This window comes from Thermomonas fusca DSM 15424 (assembly GCF_000423885.1).
GTDB lineage: Bacteria > Pseudomonadota > Gammaproteobacteria > Xanthomonadales > Xanthomonadaceae > Thermomonas > Thermomonas fusca.
The window spans coordinates 125,449-143,107 of the sequence record NZ_AUIV01000002.1 but is presented as its reverse complement, the minus strand read 5'-3'; the positions used below and the strand labels follow the sequence as shown (position 1 = coordinate 143,107).

The following is a 17,659-nucleotide window of genomic DNA, read 5'->3' as shown; positions in this document are numbered from 1 at the left end:
GCCGGATGGGGCGTTTACTTGCCGGCGCGCTTCGCCTTCAGTGCACCCAGTGCCGCCAGCGTTTCCCTGACGTGCAGGTTCGGGTTCATCGAATCGAAGGCGAAGGCGACCTTGCCGTCCTTGCCGATGACGTAGGAGGTGCGGCTGGACAGGTCCGGCTTCAGCGTCATGGTGGCGTCGTAGGACTTGGCGATCTTGGCGCCCTCATCGGCCGCCACCGGGAACTTGCCGGCGCATTTTTCGGTGTCCCTGGAGAACTCCGCCAGCCGCTCGGTATTGCCGGCGGTCACGCCCACCACGCTGGCGCCCTGCGCCTTGAACTTGTCGATTGCCTGCGAGAACGCCGCGGCTTCGGCATTGCAGCCGGGCGTGAACGCGGCCGGGAAGAAGTACAGCACCACCGGGCCCTTCGCCAGTGACGCTTTCAGGTCGAAAGTGTAGGGCTGGCCGGCCAGATAGGCGGGCGCGGTGAAAGCGGGCGCAGCGGCACCAGGCTTGAGCGCGGCGAATACCGGGGTGGCGCAAATCAACAGCAGGGCGGAAGCGGCGAGACGGCGCATGGCGGGCTCCGGACAATGGGCAACTGCGCCACTGTAGCGCCGTTTCGTCACGGTTTCGTGAGCCGCAAGTGCTCAGCCGTCGGCTGCCTCTGCGGTGAACACCTGCACGCGGCCGCGCCCGTTGGCCTTGGCCAGGTACAGCGCGCGATCGGCGGCTTCCAGCCATGCGCGCAGATTGGTGGTTCCGCTCGGTGGCGCCGCCAGGCCGATGCTGATCGACGCGCGCAGGCCAGGTGTACGCGGGAACTCAAGCGCCTGCACCTGCGCCAGCAGGGTCTCGGCAACGCGCGCGGCCTCGGCAGGTGCCAGCGGCAGCGCCACCACGAACTCGTCGCCTCCCAGCCGACCGGCGTGGCCGCCTGCCGGCAGCGTGGACAGGATGCAGGAAGCGATCGCGCGCAGCAGGTCGTCGCCGACCGCATGACCATGGCGGTCGTTGGTGTCCTTGAAGCGGTCCACGTCCACCAGCAGCAGGGTCGCCGGCCGTTCCTGCGGTTGTTGCAGCAGGCCGGAGGCCATCGCCTGCCAGTGTGCGCGGCTGCCCAGCCCGGTCAGGCTGTCGTACCGGCTCAACTTGTCCAGCTGCAGGTTCTGGGCCTGCACCCGCCGCACCAGCTGGTAGCTGCTGGCGGCCACCGCAAGGGCATGGATGACCATGGTCGGCAGGCAGGCCAGCAGTGTGTTCATGCTGGTGTTGATGTCCACCCTGAAGCCGTTCAACAGTCCCGACAGCAGCAGCGCGCCCAGCATTGGCAGCAACGAGCGCCGCCACAGCCTGCGCACGCCGGAGCTGATCTTGTCGGCGGTGGTCACCGACAACAGCATGACCGAGGGCAGTAGGCTGAAGTGCATCAGCGGAACCAGCGACGCAGCCAGCGCCGAGTCCATCACCAGGTTCTGCAATTCGGCATGGTAGGGATCGCGGCTGCGCGCGGCCAGCCAGCGCGCCAGATGTGGCCAGGCCAGGCCGCAGGAAAACGCCCACCCCCAGGCGACGATGCCCGCCTCGCGTTCCTGCAGCACCATCGCGACCGGCAGCAGGCCCAGCCCCATGCCGAGCGTGCGTAGCGGGTAGGTGCGGCGATACAGATCGCGCAGGCGCGTCTCCGCTCCCAGTCCGTCCGCAGCCTTCCGTTTGCCGTGCTTGTCCATCACGCCCCCTGCAACACCTGCGCAAGTGTGAGCGAGGCGTTGCCGACGCGCCAGCGGGCGCGGTGTATCGTCACGGTTCCTGGGTATGGCGGGTGCGGGAAGGAGGCGGACATGGCCATCGGTTGGGCGGGCGACGGCGCGGTGCAGGAACAGATCGACGCCACGGTGAAGGACGGTATCGCGCGGGCGCGCAACCGGCTGCCCAGCGGGGCGGGGCTGGAGCGCTGCGAAGAGTGCGATGCGCCGATTCCGGAGGGCCGGCGCAAGGCCGTGCCCGGCGTGCGCTTGTGCCTGATTTGTCAGCAGGCGCAGGATGCCGAAGACGCTGCGTTCACCGGCTACAACCGTCGCGGCAGCAAGGACAGCCAGCTGCGCTGAGGTTCCACCCATCGATCACCGCGTGTTCGCCCGGCAAAAAAACGCCCGGCGCATGGCCGGGCGTCAGCTGGCGCGGGGTACCGTGGATCAGTTGATGCTGAAGGACAGGATCATGCCGAGGATGGCCGGCAGGATCATCGCGCCGCCGTTGTCGTAACGGCCGTACTGGTTGCGCCCGTAGTAGCCGTCGCGATAACCGCGTTCGAAGCCCTGGCGGAAGTACCAGCGATAGTCGCTTTGGCGGACGTAGCGGCCTGGGTAACCGTAGCTGCCGTCCATCCACCCATAGTTGTTGCGGTAGTCGAACTGCCAGCGATCCATGCGGTCGGCCTGTCCGGCATACCAGCCTTCGCGGTAGCCGTCGCGCACCGCCTCGCGCAGGATCTCGGCGCCGTAGCTGTTGGTGCTGTACCAGCGCCCGCCGTAGCTGTAGCGGTAGTTGTACGGGGTGTAGAAGTACGGGTCGCGGTCGTAGTCGAAGCGCTGGCTGTTCCAGCGCGACTGCGCAGCCAGCCAGCGGCGCCAGTAGTCCTGCTGGTAACGGTATTGCGCGTTCCGGCGCTGGCGCTCCAGCTGGTGGCGATGGCGGTCGTACTCGCTGCGGCGGCGATGATCGTCGCGCTGCCACTGGGCCTGCTGGCGACGCTGTTCCTCGATCCGTTGGCGCTGCTGTTCGCGCGACACGCGGCCGTCGCCGTCGCGCCAGTCGCGGCGATCATTGCGATCATCACGCCGGTCTCGGCTGGCTTCGCGCTCACGCGCTTCGGCGATGACCCGCGCCTGCGGGCTGCTGGCCGCGGCCTGCTGGCGTTGCCGGTCTTCGGACTCGCGCTGGCGCTCGCGCTGTTCGGCAAAACGCTGGCGCTGCTCCAGCTGGCGCTCGTCTACCTGCGGGCGGCGCAGTTCAGGCTGTTCGGCGATGCGCGGCTCGGGCGCGCGCGCCCGTTCGGCCTGCGGCTGCACGCGTTCACGCTGCTGCCACGGGCCGCGCGAATCCTGCGCGGCCTGCCGCTCGCGCTGTTGGCGGGCCAGTTCGCCCCAGTTCTCGCGGCGCTCGGCGTCGCTGCTGCGCGGGATATTGGAGCGCTCGGCGCGTTCGACGCGTTCGAAGCGTTGCGGCGGGTCGCTGCGCTGGCTGCGGCTTTCCGCCGGCGCCGGGCGCGGGGTTTCGGCCGCCTTTTCGGATTTCTGCAGGCGGCGTTCCAGGCGTTCGGCGCGGCGGTCGTTGCCGTCGTCCTGTGCGGCAGCGGGCAGCGCGGCGCCTGCGGTGAGCGCAAGGCCCAGCAGGGCGGCGGTCAGGACATGCAGTCTGGGAATGCGTTTCATGGTCTCGTCTCCCCGGGGCGCGAACCATTCGCGGCCCTCACGTGCAGTTAGCGGTTTGCGCGATGAATCGAAGCTGAGGTTTTCCGTGCAAGAGCCCGCTTGCCAGCAGGCATTCAGCTTTGCCCCGGCATGACTAACGACAGACCTGCCAGTCCGGTGCCCCGTGCGATGGTAGGCGATCGTTCCACTGGATGCCGCTGCATGCCCGCGCCCGCCCGTTGCTTCGCCCTTGCCATCGCCGTTGCCGCGCTGCTGATCCCTGCTGCCGTCTCCGCGCAGCAACCGGAGTTGACCCCAACCACCGCGGCAACGGGCCTGCCGCGCACGCCAGAACAGTTGGCCTCGGTGATCGAGAAGGCCGAGCTGTCGTTCCGCGTCGATCCTGCGCGGCAGTGCCTGCAGGGCGACGCCACGCTGCGTTTCCGCGTCTCGCAGGAAGTGCAGCGGCTGGTGGTGGATCTGGACCGCAACTACGCCATCGAGCGGGTGGAGGTGGATGGCGCGGAGGTCGATGCCGCCCATTGGCGCAACCCCGAAGGCCGAATGCAGGTGGAGCTGCCGCAGCCGCTGGCGGCGGGCGGACAGGCCACCCTGCGGATCCGCTACGGCGGCCAGATGCACGAGGCGAAGAAGGCGCCGTGGGATGGCGGCATCGTCTGGGCCAAGGCCCCGACCGGCGAGCCGTGGATCGCCACGGCAGTGCAGGGCGAGGGCTGCGACCTGCTGTGGCCCTGCATCGATCATCCGATGGGCAAACCGCTGGAGGTGGTGCAGCACATCGCCGTGCCAAGCCCCCTGGTGGCGGCGGGCAACGGCATCGCCGAGGGCATGGAGGAGCGCGATGGCTGGCGCACCTATCACTGGCGCGCAAAGCTTCCCGACACCTATGCCATCGCCCTCAACATCGGCCCCTATGAGGTGCTGCAAGGCGACTACAGCTCGCGCTTCGGCAACACCACCCCGCTGCGCTTCTGGTATCTGAAGGGCAACAAGGCCAAGGCCGAGGGCCTGTTCGCCGAGTTCGCGCCGATGCTGGACTTCTTCGAGGAAGTAATCGGCCCGTACCCATTCGCCGACGAGAAGATGGGCGTGGTCGAAACCCCGCACCTGGGCATGGAACACCAGACCATCAATGCCTACGGCAACGACTACAAGAAGGCGGAGACCGGCTACGACTGGCTGCTGCAGCACGAGTTCGCGCACGAGTGGTTCGGCAACCAGCTGACCAACGTCGACTGGGACGACTTCTGGCTGCACGAAGGCTACGGCACCTACATGCAGCCGCTGTACCTGCAGTGGCTGCGCGGCGACATGGAATACATGGCGGCGCTGATGAAGATGCGCTCGACGCTGATGCTGCGCCATCCCATCGTCGCTGGCCGCAGCATGGTGGAGAAGGATGTCTCCAGCGCCGACCGCGGGCCCGGCAATGACGTGTACTACAAGGGTGCGCTGATGCTGCACACCCTGCGCGGGCTGATCGGCGATGCGGCCTTCTTCCGCGCTACCCGCGAACTGGTCTACGGCACCGATGCGCCGAAGCCGGGCAACTTCCGCCCGCGCTACGCCTCCACCCGGGACTACGTTGCGCTGGTCAACCGCATCACCGGCAGCGACTACGGCTGGTTCTTCGACGTCTATCTGCGTTCGGTGAAATTGCCGGAGCTGGTGGCGACGCGGGACGCCGCCGGCCTCGCACTGGTTTGGAAGACCGAAGGCGACAAGCCGTTTCCGATGCCGGTGCAGGTGCGCGCAGGCAAGCGCGTGGTGGACGTGCCGATGACGGACGGGCGCGGCCGGATCGCGCTGGCGGCGGGCGAGAGCTACACGCTCGATCCGCACTCGAAGGTGCTGCGCGAGTTGCCGCATGTGGCCGAGTACCAGAAGGATGCGGTGGCGCGGGCGAAAGCGGCGGCTGGGGAGCGTTGATCTCGCGGTTGCCCCCACCAGTGCGGGCCGCGTCTGGAGACACGCCGTAAATACGTCCATGTAGGCTCATCGGCGACATCCATGTCGCCGATGGTCTCCAGCCCCGGCCCGCCCCGGTGGGGGCAACGCCGGAGACCACGAACGGTGGATGATCGCTACCAGTGCACGCCGCGCATCAGCGAGGCGAAGGCGATCTGTTCCTGGCTGGGCGTCTGGTCGCGCAGCGCCTGCTTGTCGCCCTTGGCCGCGGCTGAGTCCGGGAACAGCTCGAAGGCCGTGCTCATCACCGCCTCGTAGGCCTTCGGCGCCACCGCGTTGACCAGCGCGGCGAAGATGCCGAGGCGCGTGGCGATGCGGCTGGGGCGTTCGATGATGCCCTTCACCACCAGATCGGCCGCTTCGTCCGAGGTCAGGGTGGGCACGCTGTCGTACATCTTGGTCGGCGCGATCATCGGGGTCTTCACCAGCGGCATGTTGATGGTGGTGAAGCTGATCCCCTTGCCGGACAGCTCGCCCTGCGCGCAGCGGCTGAACGCATCCAGCGCGGCCTTGCTGGCGACGTAGGCGGCAAAGCGCGGCGAGCTGGCGAGCACCCCGATCGAACTGATGTTGATGATGTGGCCCTTGCGGCGCTGGGTCATCGACGGCATGAAGCCCATGATCAGGCGGATGCTGCCGAAGTAGTTCAGCTGCATGGTCCGCTCGAAATCGTGGAAGCGGTCGTAACTGGCCTCGATCGAACGCCGGATCGAACGCCCGGCGTTGTTGACCAGCACGTCCACCTGGCCGTGTTCCTGCAGGATCGTCGCCACCAGCCGGTCGCAGTCGGCCATGTCGGCCAGGTCGGCGGTGTAGGCGAATACCTTGCCGCCGGCGGCCTTCATCGCATCGCGCGCCTTGAACAGCTCCTCTTCGCCGCGCGCCACGATCACCGTGACCGCGCCGGCCGCCGCCACCTTCTGCGCGGTGGCAAGGCCGATACCGGAGGAGCCGCCGGTGATCACCACCACCTTGTTGCGGACCTTGCCCTTCAGGCTGTGGTCGATGAACAGGTCGGGGTCGAGGTGGCGCTCCCAGTAATCCCACAGCCGCCAGGCGTAGTCCTCCAGCCGCGGCACCGCGATCCCGCTGCCCTTGAGCGCGCGTTCGGCCTCGCGGTTGTCGAAGCGGGTGGGGTAGGTGATGAACTTCAGGGTTTCCTTCGGGATCTTGAAGTCGCGCAGCAGCATGCCGATGAAGCGTCGCACCGGCGGCAGGCTGCCCACTGCCATGCGCACGCTGCCGGGCAGGAAGGCGAACATGCGTGCGTCGATGCGCATGGTCATCTCCGGTGCGTGGCCGGCGCGGGCGAAGGTGTTCATCGCCTCGCCGACGCGCAGCGGCTCCGGGTCGGTCAGGTGGAAGCAGTGGCCATCCAGGCGCGGCCTGTGGGCGATGTGGTCCATCGCGTCGGCCACGAAATCCACCGGCACGATGTTGACCCGGCCACCCTCGATGCCCAGCGTCGGCATCCACGGCGGCAGCGCCTGGCGCAGCTTCTTGAGGAAGGTGAAGAAGTAGTAGGGGCCGTCGATCTTGTCGATCTCGCCGGTCTTCGAATGACCCACCACCATGCCGGGGCGGTAGATCCGCCACCTGATCCGCTTCTCCGCGCGCACCAGGCCTTCCGACTCGTGCTTGGTGCGCAGGTAGGGGTCGTCCAGCCCTTCGGCTTCCTCGAACATGTCCTCGCGGAACACGCCCGGATACATGCCAGCGGCGGCGATCGAGCTGGTGTGGTGGAAACAACCAGCCTTGATCGCCACGGCCAGATCCAGCGCGTTGCGGGTGCCGTCGATGTTGGCCGCATGCAATGCATCGGGTTTGGCGGCCATGTCGTAGATCGCGGCCAGGTGGAAAAAGTGCTTCACCTTGCCGGACAGCGCGCGCAGCTGCGCGGCGGACAGCCCGCATTTCGGCGCGGTCATCTCACCGGCGACCGGCAGCACGCGCTTGCGGTCCCAGCCGCGCTGCTTCGCCAGTACCTCGAATTTCTTCATCGAGTCCTTGCGCACCAGCACATGGATCGTGCCCTTGCGCTTGAGCAGGTTGTCGATCAGGAAGCGGCCGATGAAACCGGTGCCGCCGGTCACGAAATAAGCCATTGCGCATCCCCTCAGGCTTGCCCGGCGCGTTGCGCGCCCGCTGCCGCTACGTTGCCAGAGCCGCGTCCGCGCGACAATTCCCCGCCGTATTGACCGGTGCCGGGACGCATGGTCAGATGGCCGCCTCACGCAAGGGGGATACGCGATGGCCGACCTGAAAGCCCTTTTCGAGCAAGCCGCCAAGGACGTGCATGCGCTGGCCGAGCGCCCGGACAACGACACCCTGCTGCGCCTGTATGCGCTCTACAAGCAGGGCTCGGAAGGCGACGTCAGCGGACCCAAGCCCGGCTTCTTCGACTTCGTCGGCACCGCCAAGTACGAGGCCTGGGCCAAGCTCAAGGGCACCGCGCAGGAACAGGCGATGCAGAAGTACGTGGACCTGGTGAAGAACCTCACCGCCTGACGGAGCCCGGCATGGCAAGGCAGACCCGCCAGCGCATCCTCGATGCGTCGCTTTCGATGTTCAACGCGCAGGGCGAGCCGAACGTCACCACCAACCATATCGCCGACGAGCTGGAGATCAGCCCCGGCAACCTGTACTACCACTTCCGCAACAAGGACGACATCATCGAGCAGCTGTTCGCCGGCTACGAAGCGCGGATGGATGCCGCGCTGTCCGCCCCGGAAGGCCGGCTGCCGGGCCTGGAAGACGTGTGGCTGCAGTTGCACCTGGTGTTCGAGTGCATCTGGGACTACCGCTTCCTGTACCGCGACCTGGTCGACATCCTCAGCCGCAACCGCCGCCTGCGGCTGCGCTTCGCACGCATCCTCAAGCGCGCCGACGAGCAGGCGCACATGGTGATGCGCGGGCTGGTGCAGGCGGGGGTGATGCGCGCGTCCGCTGTCGAGCTGGACGCCGCCGCCACCAACGTGCTGGTGATCGCCACTTTCTGGATGAACTACGCCGCGGCGCGCGGCGACAAGGACGAACAGGCGTCGATCCGCGACGGCATCGTGCAGGTGATGATGCTGGTCGCGCCGTTCCTGCGCGACGCCGAACGCGTGCACCTCAATACCCTGACCAGCGCCTACCTCGACTGAACGCGGTGGCGCGGGGCCGCGCTACTTGGGCGGCCTGCCGCGACGCGCGCCGGTCGTTGGCAACAGCCGGCGCACGGTCGCCAGCAGGCCCAGCGCCGCCAGCCACAGATGGCGCGGCGTCGGCGTGAAGAACACCGCTGGGGCGCGGCGGGAAGAGGGCTTCCGGCGAGCTGGCATGGCGTGTTCCGGGGGCGGGGATATGCGCAGGCTGGGCCGGCGCCGTCGAGCAAACACACTATCGCCCCTTGTCAGCGGACGCGGGCGGCGGGATGCTGGCCGCCGGACCTCAATCAGGGCATCGCCGCATGGCCAGCAAGAAATCCGCCGCTTCCGCCTGGGCCGCATTTCCACTCGACGCCAAAGCCTTTGCCCATGCCGGCGACGCGCTGAAGAAAGCCTGGCCGAAGCTGCACGCCGGCGACTGCGAACCATTCCCCGATGCCAAGCGCGCCGCCGCGCTGCTGAAGGCGGCCGGCAAGGCCGCGCCGAAGCTAGATGCCGATGCGCTGGCCACGGCGCTGCAGGACGCGTGGCGCGCGTTCCATCGCGGCGACTTCATGGCCGCGTTCGAGGCGGGCGAAGCGCTGGGGCCGGTGGGTGCGTCGGTGGCGGTGAAAGCCATCGGCATCCATGCCACTTACCTGGTCGACGATGAAGACGAGAAGCTCAAGCGCTTCGAGCGCGCGGCGGCGCTGGCGGAGGCGGCGATCAAGGCGCTGCCAGGCGAGCCCAACAGCCACTACCGCCACGCCTTCGCGCTGGGCCGCTACAGCCAGGGTCTGTCGATCGCCAAGGCGCTGAAGCAGGGCATCGCCGGCAAGGTGCGTGCCGCGCTGGACGCCGCGCTGGCGCTGGCGCCGAAACACGCAGAGGCGCATACCGCGCTGGCGCTGTACCACGCCGAGATCATCGGCAAGATCGGCGCGATGATCGGCGGCCTGACCTACGGCGCCAAGGCCTCGGAGGCGGACAAGCACATCAGGGAAGCGTTGAAGCTGACCCCGGCCTCGCCGATCGCACATATCGAGCACGGCAACGTGTTGCTGTTGCTGGACGAGCGCCGCAACGAGGACGCCGCCGCGGCAGCCTACGAGAAGGCCGCGCAGGCCAAGCCGCTGGATGCGATGGAAGCGCTGGACGCGGCGTACGCCCAGTCGCAACTGGAGTGACTTGGTGCGGCCGTCAACGAAGCGCGCGCACGATCGCGTAAGCTTTGTCGGGCAGCCCGGATGGCGAAACTGGTAAACGCAAGGGACTTAAAATCCCTCGGCCGCAAGGCCATGTCGGTTCGACCCCGACTCCGGGCACCAGCCTGACGACGAAGGAGCGCCGTGATCCGATACTCCGCCTATCTCGCCAGCATTGTCCTGGCCGTGCTGGCACTGCTGCTGGCCCTCGCGAACCCGCACTGGTGGTGGGGCGTGGCGGGGTTCGGTGCGCTGGCTGTACTGGGCACTGCCGACCTGCTGCAACGCAAGAGCACGCTGCGCCGCAACTACCCGCTGCTGGCGCACTTCCGCTACGGGCTGGAAACCATCGGCCCGGAAATGCGCCAGTACTTCATCCAGTCCGACACCGCCGAGGTGCCGTTCTCGCGCGAACAGCGCGCGCTGATTTACCAGCGCGCCAAGCACGTCAACGACGTGCGCCCGTTCGGCACGCTGCAGGATGTGTACGGCATCGATTACGAATGGATCAACCATTCGCTGGCGCCGACGGCAATCCCCGACCATGACTTCCGCATCGTCATCGGCGCCGGCTGCGCCCGGCCGTATTCGGCCAGCGTGTTCAACATCTCGGCGATGAGCTTCGGCGCGCTGTCCGCCGCCGCCATCCATGCGCTCAACGTCGGCGCCAAGCGCGGCGGCTTCTACCACGACACCGGCGAAGGCTCGATTTCGCCCTACCACCGCGAGGGCGGCGGCGACCTGGTGTGGGAACTGGGCTCCGGCTACTTCGGCTGCCGCAACGACGACGGCAGCTTCAGCGAGGAGCGGTTCGCCGCGCAGGCGGTCGAGCCGCAGGTCAAGATGATCGAGGTCAAGCTGTCGCAGGGCGCCAAGCCCGGCCACGGCGGCATCCTGCCGGCGGCCAAACTCAGCGCCGAAATCGCCGCCACCCGTGGCGTGCCGATGGGCCAAGACTGCGTTTCTCCGGCTGCGCACTCGGCCTTTTCCACGCCCCTGGGGCTGCTGCAGTTCGTGGCGCGGCTGCGCGAGCTGTCGGGCGGCAAGCCGGTGGGCTTCAAGCTGGCCATCGGACATCCGTGGGAATGGTTCGGCATCGCCAAGGCGATGCAGGAACAGGCCGAAGCCAACCCGCAACTGCTGCCGGACTTCATCGTCGTCGATGGCGCGGAAGGCGGCACCGGCGCGGCGCCGGCGGAATTCGTCGACCATGTCGGGGTGCCGATGCACGAGGGCCTGATGCTGGTGCACAACACCCTGGTCGGGCTGGGCCTACGCGAGCGCATCAAGATCGGCGCCGCCGGCAAGATCGTCAGCGCCTTCGACATCGCCCGCGCGCTGGCGATGGGCGCGGACTGGTGCAACGCCGCGCGTGGCTACATGTTCGCGCTGGGCTGCATCCAGTCGCTGAGCTGCCATACCAACCGCTGCCCCACTGGCATCGCCACCCAGGATCCGGCGCGCTGGAAGCAGCTGGACGTGGCCGACAAGTCGGTGCGCGTGGCCACCTTCCACACCAACACCGTGCGCGCGCTGCGCGACCTGCTGTGCGCGGCGGGGCTGGAGCACCCCGACCAGCTGGGCCCGGAACACATCCTGCGTCGGGTATCCCCATTCGAAGTTCGTTCGCTGTCGGCGTTGTATCGCTACCTGGAACCAGGCGAGTTGCTGGGGGGGCGCCTGCCCGAGCACGCGGTGTTCCGCGAGTTCTGGCAGCAAGCGCGCAGCGATGCCTTCATGCCGCCTGCGCATGTCGCGCGGCTCCGGGGCAGCAAGGCCAGCTGATACGCTGTGCGCCTTCGTTGACGCAGCATTGCAACCTTGAACTCAGCACTGTCCCATCTTGACCGGCTCGAAGCCGAAAGCATCCACATCCTCCGTGAAGTCGCCGCCGGGTTCCGCAACCCGGTGCTGCTGTATTCGGTGGGCAAGGACAGCTCGGTGCTGCTGCACCTGTTGCTGAAGGCGTTCCATCCGGCGCGCCCGCCAATCCCGCTGCTGCACGTGGATACCACGTGGAAGTTCCGCGAGATGATCGCCTTCCGCGACCGCCGCGCTGGAGAAACCGGCGTCACTTTGCATGTGCACACCAACCCCGACGGCATCGCGCAGGGGATCGGCCCGGTCAGCCATGGCGCCACCGTGCACACCGACGTGATGAAGACGCAGGCGCTGAAACAGGCGCTGGACAAGTTCGGATTCGATGCCGCCATCGGCGGTGCCCGGCGCGACGAAGAGAAATCGCGCGCCAAGGAGCGCATCTTCAGCTTCCGCAACGCCCAGCACCGCTGGGACCCGAAGAGCCAGCGGCCGGAGTTGTGGAACCTCTACAACGCGCGCATCCACAAGGGCGAATCGGTGCGAGCGTTCCCGCTGTCCAACTGGACCGAACTGGACATCTGGCTCTACATCTATCGCGAAAAAATCCCGGTGCCGTCGCTGTATTTCGCCGCCCAGCGTCCGGTGGTGGAACGCGATGGCGCCCTGATCATGGTCGACGATGCGCGCTTGCCGCTGCGCGATGGCGAGGTGCCGGCCCTCCGGCGGGTGCGCTTCCGCACCCTGGGCTGCTACCCGCTGACCGGCGCGATCGAGTCTGAGGCCGACACGCTGGAGAAGATCATCGCCGAGATGCTGGTGGCCACCACCTCCGAGCGGCAGGGCCGGGTAATCGACCAAGACCCATCCGCCTCGATGGAAAAGAAGAAGCAGGAGGGCTACTTCTGATGCGCATGGACGACGCCGACGCACAGGTGGCTGCCTACCTGCGGCAGCACGAAACCAAGGACCTGCTGCGCTTCATCACCTGCGGCAGCGTGGACGACGGCAAGAGCACCTTGATCGGACGGCTGCTGCACGACACCCGGCTGCTGCTGGACGACCAGGTCAGCGCGCTGGAAGCCGACAGCCGCAGGCACGGGACCCAAGGCGACGAAATCGATTTCGCCCTGCTGGTCGACGGTCTGGCCGCCGAGCGCGAGCAGGGCATCACCATCGACGTGGCCTACCGCTTCTTCGATACCGAGCGCCGCAAGTTCATCGTCGCCGACTGTCCCGGCCATGAGCAGTACACCCGCAACATGGCCACCGGCGCGTCCACCGCGGACGTGGCGGTGGTGCTGGTGGATGCGCGCAAGGGTCTGCTCACCCAAACCCGCCGCCACAGCTACATCGTCAAGCTGTTGGGCATCGACCGGGTGGTGCTGGCGGTCAACAAGATGGACCTGGTCGGCTTCGACGAGGCCGTGTTCGATAGCATCGCCGACGAATACCGCGCGCTGGCGGCACAGCTGGGCATCGCCCACGTGGACTGCATCCCGCTGTCCGCGCTGCGTGGCGACAACATGGTCGAGCGCTCGCGCAACACGCCCTGGTATGGCGGGCCGGCGCTGCTGGAGCTGCTGGAAACGGTACCGCTGGCGCGCGCCGCGGATGATGCCGCGCTGCGGATGCCGGTGCAGTGGGTGTGCCGGCCGAACCAGGATTTCCGCGGCTTCGCCGGCACCATCGCGGCAGGCACGGCCAGGCCGGGCGACGACATCGTGGTGCTGCCGTCCGGGCGGCGCTCCCAGGTCGCTGCCATCGTCACCGCCGACGGCGAACTGCCGGAAGCGAGTGCAGGGCAGGCGGTCACCCTGACCCTGCGCGACGAGATCGACGTCAGTCGCGGCGACGTGATCGCCAGCGCCGCCAATCCGCCGGAGGTGGCCGACCAGTTCGCCGCCCACCTGCTGTGGATGGGCGATGCGCGGCTGCTGCCGGGGCGGCCGTACCTGCTGCAGATCGGCAGCCGCACCGTCGGCGCATCGGTCACCGAAATCAAGCACAAGGTCGACGTCAACACCCAGGACCAGCTGGCCGCCAAGCACCTCGACCTGAACGAGGTCGGCTACTGCAACCTGCACCTGGATCAGCCGGTGCCCTTCAGTGCCTACGCCGAGAACCGCGCGCTGGGCGCCTTCATCCTGATCGACCGGCAGAGCAACGCCACCGTTGCGGCCGGCACGCTGGACTTCGCGCTGCGCCGCGCCGGCAACATCCACTGGCAGCACCTGGACGTGGACAAGGCCGCGCGCGCCGCGGTCAAGCACCAGACGCCGCGCTGCCTCTGGTTCACTGGCCTGTCCGGCGCGGGCAAGTCCACGATTGCCAATCTGGCGGAAAAGAAACTGCTGGCGCAGGGACGGCACACCTATCTGCTGGACGGCGACAACGTCCGCCACGGCCTCAACAAGGACCTCGGGTTCACCGCCGAGGACCGGGTGGAGAACATCCGCCGCGTCGCCGAGGTGGCCAGGCTGATGACCGACGCCGGGCTGATCGTGCTGGTCAGCTTCATCAGCCCGTTCCGCGCCGAACGCGAGATGGCGCGCGCGCTGTTCGAACCTGGCGAGTTCCTTGAGGTGTTCGTCGATACCCCGCTGGCCGAAGCGGAGCGCCGCGACGTCAAGGGCCTGTACGCCAAGGCGCGCCGCGGCGAGCTGCGCAACTTCACCGGCATCGATTCGCCGTACGAGCCGCCGCAGGCGCCGGAGTTGCGCCTGGATACGCTCGGGGCCGATCCGGCGGTGCTGGCCGACGCGGTGGTGGCCGCGCTGGGATTCGGCGGGCACGACCGGAACTCGTGACGCCGCCGGGGCGCAAACACGGAAAAGCCGGCCCTAGGCCGGCTTTTCTCGTTGGATCTGGTGGGCGGTGCAGGGTTCGAACCTGCGACCCTTGCCGTGTGAAGGCAATGCTCTACCGCTGAGCTAACCGCCCGAAGAAGCCGCGCATTCTACATGAACCCGGTGGATAGGCAATAGTCCTGAATCCATGTGAATGGGCGATGGCGCAGGCGCTGGGGTGTGTGAATTCCATGTGTTTGCGCCGACTGGCCTGCCAAGCATAATGCCCGTTCAACCGTGGAGGATCGTGCATGCGCAACTGGATGCGTGGCTTGCTGACATCGACCTTGGTGCTGCTGCTGGCGGCTTGTGCCAGCAGCGGAGGCGGCCGAAGCGCCGCGGCGTCTACGGTGACCGCGCTGCCGCCGCCCGACACCACCGCAGCCTCGGGCGCTTACGAGGGTGCGACCGACTACCGAATCGGCGCGATGGATTTGCTGCAGATCAGCGTGTTCGGCGTGCAGGACCTGGACAAGGAAGTGCGGGTCAACTCCAACGGCCAAATTTCGCTGCCGCTGGTGGGTGGGGTGATGGCCGGTGGCCGCACCATTCCCGAATTGGAAGCGCAGCTGGCGAAGAAATACGCGGATGGATTCCTGCAGAACCCCCAGGTCAGCGTGTTCGTGAAGGAATATTCGAGCCAGCGGATCACCCTGGAAGGTGCAGTGAAGAAGCCGGGCATCTATCCCATCACCGGCAAGACCAGCCTGCTGCAGGCGATCGCGCTGGCCGAGGGCGTGGACGACAAGATCGCCGACCTGGGCGGCATCGTGCTGATGCGGCAGGTCGAGGGCAAGCGCCAGGCCGCGGTCTTCGACCTGCGTCTGGTGCGCAAGGGGATGGTCGACGACCCGCAGGTGTACGGGGACGACATCATCGTGGTGGAGCAGTCCGGCAGCAAATCGGCCTTCCGCCGCTTCATCGAAGCCGTGCCTGCGATTGGCGTGTTCCGCTGGTTCTGACAGATCAAGGACGATTCCCGCATGACTGATGAAAACCTGCCGGCGGGGCCGGCCAACGACAACCGAGGCCTGCCGGCGCGAGCCGAGGCGGGCAGGCTCGACCTGCATCGCGGCGGTACCGCTCTAGTGCTGGAAGCGCAGGAGGAACGCCGCGATGACGACGAAATCGACCTGCTCGCCTACTGGCGGATTCTGGTCAAGCGGCGCCGCCTGATCGCCAGCGTGCTGGCCGGTGTGGTGGCGCTCGCGCTGCTGGCCACGCTGACCGCGACCCCGATCTATCGCGCCACCACCGTGCTCCAGCTGGACAAGGACGGCATCCAGGTGATGCAGGTGGAAGGCATCCAGCCGGGCGACGACCGCGGCTTCGATCCGTCGTTCCTGCAGACCCAGTACGAGCTGATCAAGAGTCGCTCGCTGGCGGAGCGAGTGGCCAACGAATTGGGGTTGGATCAGGCTGCGCTGGATCGACTCAGCGATCCGGGCTGGCTGGGCCGGATGCTGGCCCTGCTCAAGCCGAAGGGCAAGCAGGACGAAAGGAATCAGGCGAGTGCGTCCGGGACCGATGTCGCGACCGAACTGCGCGACGCCGCGAAGCTGGTCGGCGATAACCTGAGCATCGAGCCGGTGCGCAATTCGCGGCTGGTGAAGATCAATTACGACAGCCCTTCACCGCAGTTTTCGGCGCGCGCGGCCAATGCCATTGCCGAGGGCTACATCGCGTCCGGGCTGGAGCGCCGGTTCGGCGCGTCCTCCTATGCCAAGACCTATCTGGAAGACCAGCTCAAGCTGACCAAGGCCAAGCTGGAGGATTCCGAGCGCAAGCTGGTGCAGTTTGCCCAGCGGGAAAACCTGATCAATACCGGCGAGAACGGGCAGTCGCTGGCGGTGCAGAACCTGACCCAGCTCAATGCCGCGCTGGCAGCGGCGCAGGATCAGCGCATCCGCGCGCAGGCGCGCTGGCATCAGGCGTCGTCGGGGGCGATGCCTGCCGACATGATCGGCAACTCCAACATCCGCGTGCTGCAGCAGGAGAAAGGCCAGCTGCAGTCGCAGTACCAGCTGAAGCTGCAGACCTTCAAGCCGGATTACCCGGAGATGCTGCAGCTCAAGAGCCAGATCGACGAGCTGAATCGGCAGATCGCCAGGGAAACCGGAGGCGTTCGTGCTTCGGTCAAGGCCGAATACGACGCCGCCGCCGCGCAGGAACAGATGCTGACCCAGCAGATCGCCACGCTGCGCACCCAGGCGCTGGACGTGGACGGACGCAGTATCCAGTACAACATCCTCAAGCGCGAGGTCGACACCAACCGCCAGCTGTACGACGGCCTGCTGCAGCGTTTCAAGGAAGTCGGCGTGGCCGGAGACGTGCGCGCCAACAACATTTCTATCATCGACCGTGCGGAAGTGCCGCGCTGGCGCTTCAAGCCCAACCTGACGCTGAACCTTGCCATCGGCCTGCTGCTGGGGGCGATGCTGGGCGTGCTGGCGGCGTTCCTGCTGGAGTTCCTCGACGACACCATCAAGACGCCGGACGACGTCGAGCACAAGCTCAAGCTGCCGGTGCTGGGGATCATTCCCAAGTTGGGGCCGAAGGAAAATCTCGGCGAAGTCGCCTTGGATACCCAATCTTCGTTCTCCGAGGCCTACCGCTCGGTGCGTACCGCGCTGCAGTTCGCCACCGATCACGGCGTGCCCAAGAGCCTGCTGGTCACCAGCAGTGGCCCCGGTGAAGGCAAGTCGACCACCGCCCTGGCGCTGGCGCGCAACCTCACCCAACTCGGCAAGCGCGTGCTGCTGGTGGATGCGGACCTGCGCAAACCATCGCTGCACAAGACGCTCGGATTGAAGGCCGAGTCGGGGCTCAGCCATCTCCTCGCCGGCGGTTGCACGTTCGGCGCAGCCGTCCAGCGCACGGAGGACGAGCGCCTGCACGTCATCCTTGCCGGGCCCCTGCCGCCCAACCCGGCGGAGCTGCTGTCCGGCTCGAAGCTGGTGTCGCTGCTGACTGTCGGCACCGAACGCTACGACCACGTGATCATCGACGGGCCGCCGGTGTTGGGCCTGGCCGACGCCCCGATCCTGGCCAATGCGATCGATGGCACCCTGCTGGTGGTCAATAGCGCCAAGACCAAGATCGGTGCCGCACAGGCCGCGTTGAAGCGGCTGTACGCCGCGCGCGCGCGCATTCTGGGTGGGTTGCTGACCAAATACGATGCCCGTGCGGCCGGATATGGCTATGGTTATGGCTATGGCGGCGCCTACTCGTACTACTCCTATGGCGACAAACCGCGGCTTGCCAAGGGCTGAGGG

At 67.3% G+C, this 17,659-nt stretch carries 15 protein-coding genes and 2 tRNA genes; 11 read left to right on the top strand and 6 right to left on the bottom strand.

The window, feature by feature from the left end; translation table 11 throughout:
- Positions 1-14: 14 nt before the first annotated feature.
- Both G582_RS0101625 and G582_RS0101620 read right to left on the bottom strand, forming a co-directional pair.
- Entirely contained in the window at positions 15-560 is a 546-nt protein-coding gene (locus G582_RS0101625) for a peroxiredoxin (RefSeq protein WP_028838346.1), read from the bottom strand.
- A 72-nt stretch (positions 561-632) separates the two neighbouring features.
- A complete protein-coding gene (locus G582_RS0101620) occupies positions 633-1,712 on the bottom strand; it encodes a diguanylate cyclase (RefSeq protein WP_051246432.1) in 1,080 nt (359 codons plus the stop codon).
- 111 nt (positions 1,713-1,823) lie between these two features.
- On the opposite strand from G582_RS0101620, the gene G582_RS0101615 reads away from it, so the two are divergent.
- Positions 1,824-2,090, top strand: coding sequence for a DksA/TraR family C4-type zinc finger protein (locus tag G582_RS0101615; RefSeq protein WP_028838344.1), 267 nt, complete (start codon positions 1,824-1,826; stop codon positions 2,088-2,090).
- Between the two features lie 87 nt (positions 2,091-2,177).
- Here the strand turns inward: G582_RS0101615 and G582_RS0101610 are convergent, their stop codons facing one another.
- The gene (locus G582_RS0101610; protein ID WP_028838343.1) at positions 2,178-3,416 is read right to left on the bottom strand and encodes a hypothetical protein; all 1,239 of its coding nucleotides are present in this window, start codon (positions 3,414-3,416) and stop codon (positions 2,178-2,180) included.
- A gap of 201 nt (positions 3,417-3,617) precedes the next feature.
- On the opposite strand from G582_RS0101610, the gene G582_RS0101605 reads away from it, so the two are divergent.
- The gene (locus tag G582_RS0101605; protein ID WP_028838342.1) at positions 3,618-5,345 is read left to right on the top strand and encodes a M1 family metallopeptidase; all 1,728 of its coding nucleotides are present in this window, start codon (positions 3,618-3,620) and stop codon (positions 5,343-5,345) included.
- Between the two features lie 155 nt (positions 5,346-5,500).
- Here the strand turns inward: G582_RS0101605 and G582_RS0101600 are convergent, their stop codons facing one another.
- Positions 5,501-7,489, bottom strand: coding sequence for an SDR family oxidoreductase (locus tag G582_RS0101600; protein ID WP_028838341.1), 1,989 nt, complete (start codon positions 7,487-7,489; stop codon positions 5,501-5,503).
- A 145-nt stretch (positions 7,490-7,634) separates the two neighbouring features.
- On the opposite strand from G582_RS0101600, the gene G582_RS0101595 reads away from it, so the two are divergent.
- Positions 7,635-7,892 (top strand): acyl-CoA-binding protein, encoded by a 258-nt coding sequence (locus G582_RS0101595; protein ID WP_028838340.1) that lies wholly within the window; start codon positions 7,635-7,637, stop codon positions 7,890-7,892.
- Between the two features lie 11 nt (positions 7,893-7,903).
- Entirely contained in the window at positions 7,904-8,530 is a 627-nt protein-coding gene (locus G582_RS0101590) for a TetR/AcrR family transcriptional regulator (RefSeq protein ID WP_028838339.1), read from the top strand.
- A 21-nt stretch (positions 8,531-8,551) separates the two neighbouring features.
- Here G582_RS0101590 and G582_RS17770 read toward each other — a convergent pair whose 3' ends face one another.
- The gene (locus G582_RS17770) at positions 8,552-8,707 is read right to left on the bottom strand and encodes a hypothetical protein (RefSeq protein ID WP_156880188.1); all 156 of its coding nucleotides are present in this window, start codon (positions 8,705-8,707) and stop codon (positions 8,552-8,554) included.
- Positions 8,708-8,835: 128 nt separating this feature from the next.
- On the opposite strand from G582_RS17770, the gene G582_RS0101580 reads away from it, so the two are divergent.
- The 5 genes from G582_RS0101580 (at position 8,836) to cysN (ending at position 14,345) form a co-directional block, all read left to right on the top strand.
- A complete protein-coding gene (locus G582_RS0101580) occupies positions 8,836-9,699 on the top strand; it encodes a hypothetical protein (RefSeq protein ID WP_028838338.1) in 864 nt (287 codons plus the stop codon).
- Positions 9,700-9,753: 54 nt separating this feature from the next.
- Positions 9,754-9,840, top strand: a tRNA-Leu gene (locus tag G582_RS0101575).
- Between the two features lie 21 nt (positions 9,841-9,861).
- Positions 9,862-11,502: an FMN-binding glutamate synthase family protein gene (locus G582_RS0101570; protein WP_028838337.1), complete on the top strand. Its 1,641-nt coding sequence runs from the start codon at positions 9,862-9,864 to the stop codon at positions 11,500-11,502.
- Between the two features lie 36 nt (positions 11,503-11,538).
- Positions 11,539-12,444, top strand: a complete 906-nt coding sequence (gene cysD / locus G582_RS0101565) for a sulfate adenylyltransferase subunit CysD (RefSeq protein ID WP_156880186.1) — start codon at positions 11,539-11,541, stop codon at positions 12,442-12,444.
- A complete protein-coding gene (gene cysN, locus G582_RS0101560; protein ID WP_038052395.1) occupies positions 12,444-14,345 on the top strand; it encodes a sulfate adenylyltransferase subunit CysN in 1,902 nt (633 codons plus the stop codon). The genes cysD and cysN overlap by 1 nt, the downstream gene beginning before the upstream one ends.
- A gap of 58 nt (positions 14,346-14,403) precedes the next feature.
- On the opposite strand, the gene G582_RS0101555 is transcribed toward cysN, so the two are convergent.
- Positions 14,404-14,478 (bottom strand) — tRNA-Val (locus G582_RS0101555).
- A gap of 157 nt (positions 14,479-14,635) precedes the next feature.
- Between G582_RS0101555 and G582_RS0101550 the strand changes: the two genes are divergently transcribed.
- Both G582_RS0101550 and G582_RS15015 read left to right on the top strand, forming a co-directional pair.
- Entirely contained in the window at positions 14,636-15,346 is a 711-nt protein-coding gene (locus G582_RS0101550; protein ID WP_051246429.1) for a polysaccharide biosynthesis/export family protein, read from the top strand.
- Between the two features lie 21 nt (positions 15,347-15,367).
- Entirely contained in the window at positions 15,368-17,656 is a 2,289-nt protein-coding gene (locus tag G582_RS15015) for a GumC family protein (protein ID WP_038052393.1), read from the top strand.
- Positions 17,657-17,659 lie beyond the last annotated feature (3 nt).